Raw genomic sequence first — 1,006 nt, 5'->3', positions numbered from 1 at the left:
TGAAGTGCCTCATAATAGTTAGACATAATCTAACTATTATGAGGTATTTTTGTATGAAAACTTTCTATAGTGTAAAATTCAAAACGCAGATACTCCAAGAGTATTTAAATGGACCACTGAATTCTAATGAGGTTGCCGAGAAGTATGATGTGCCAGCTCCTACTGTCCAGGCATGGGGGCGTTGGGTGAAAGTGCACGGCTTTGAGAATCTCCAACCTAGCGTTAAGAAACGTTTTTATAGTATTGAACTAGCTTCAAAAGTGTTAGAATACTTAGAAACTGGTGCTATTACGGTCAAAGAGATTGCCGACGCTGTTGATGTCCCCCAGGATATGATTTATAAATGGGATCGCCAGTTTAAACAGGGCGGCATTAAAGAAGTGCGCCGTCACCTAAAGGGAGAATCTCAGATGAAAAACGCCAAGAAAAACAACTCTTCAAAGCGTAAAAAATCAGCGTCTGAACGACGAATAGCAGAGCTAGAGGCTGAACTAAGTGACGCTAAGATGGATATTGCAATTCTAAAAAAATTGCCACCCCGATTGGAGAACTCTCAAACCGAGAAAAGACCCAAGTAGTTGATTCAGTCCGGGAAGATAACCACCACAACTATTCAGTGACTAGCTTATTAAAACATGTTGAGCTTAAGCGACCTACTTACTATGATGAAAAGAAGCGAATAGCTTCTGAAGTTGATAAATATTTGGAAATTAAGCAAGCAATTCTTCAAATTTATCAAGACAGCTTTAAAACCTATGGTTACCGGCGTATTTCATTAGTTCTTTGGGACCAATTTAAGCTGCATGTTTCAGACACTAAACTCCGTGAATTAATGGCAGAGGTTGGTATTAACAACACCCTCTACACTACGCACACAACAAAGAAATATAGCTCTTACGAGGGCGACAAAAAGACCACTCCAAATATTTTGAAGGGTCGTTTTATCGCCACTATTCCGTATACGGTTTTACACACAGATATTACACAAGTAAAACTTAAAAACGGT

At 39.2% G+C, this 1,006-nt stretch carries 2 protein-coding genes; both read left to right on the top strand.

The window, feature by feature from the left end:
- The first annotated feature begins 53 nt into the window (after window positions 1-53).
- Window positions 54-578, top strand: a complete 525-nt coding sequence (locus GM612_RS12170; RefSeq protein ID WP_173021288.1) for a helix-turn-helix domain-containing protein — start codon at window positions 54-56, stop codon at window positions 576-578.
- A 125-nt stretch (window positions 579-703) separates the two neighbouring features.
- On the top strand, window positions 704-1,006 hold a 303-nt coding region (locus tag GM612_RS12165), incomplete at its 3' end, for an IS3 family transposase (protein WP_155432606.1).

It is taken from the genome of Secundilactobacillus folii (assembly GCF_009720675.1).
GTDB lineage: Bacteria > Bacillota > Bacilli > Lactobacillales > Lactobacillaceae > Secundilactobacillus > Secundilactobacillus folii.
The sequence above is the reverse complement of the archived record's forward strand: the minus strand, read 5'-3'. Positions and strand labels throughout refer to the sequence as shown.

Bases quoted from the DNA above. Each gene is read 5' to 3' on its own strand.
- GM612_RS12170 (WP_173021288.1), top strand. From the start codon at position 54: ATGAAAACTTTCTATAGTGTAAAATTCAAAACGCAGATACTCCAAGAG.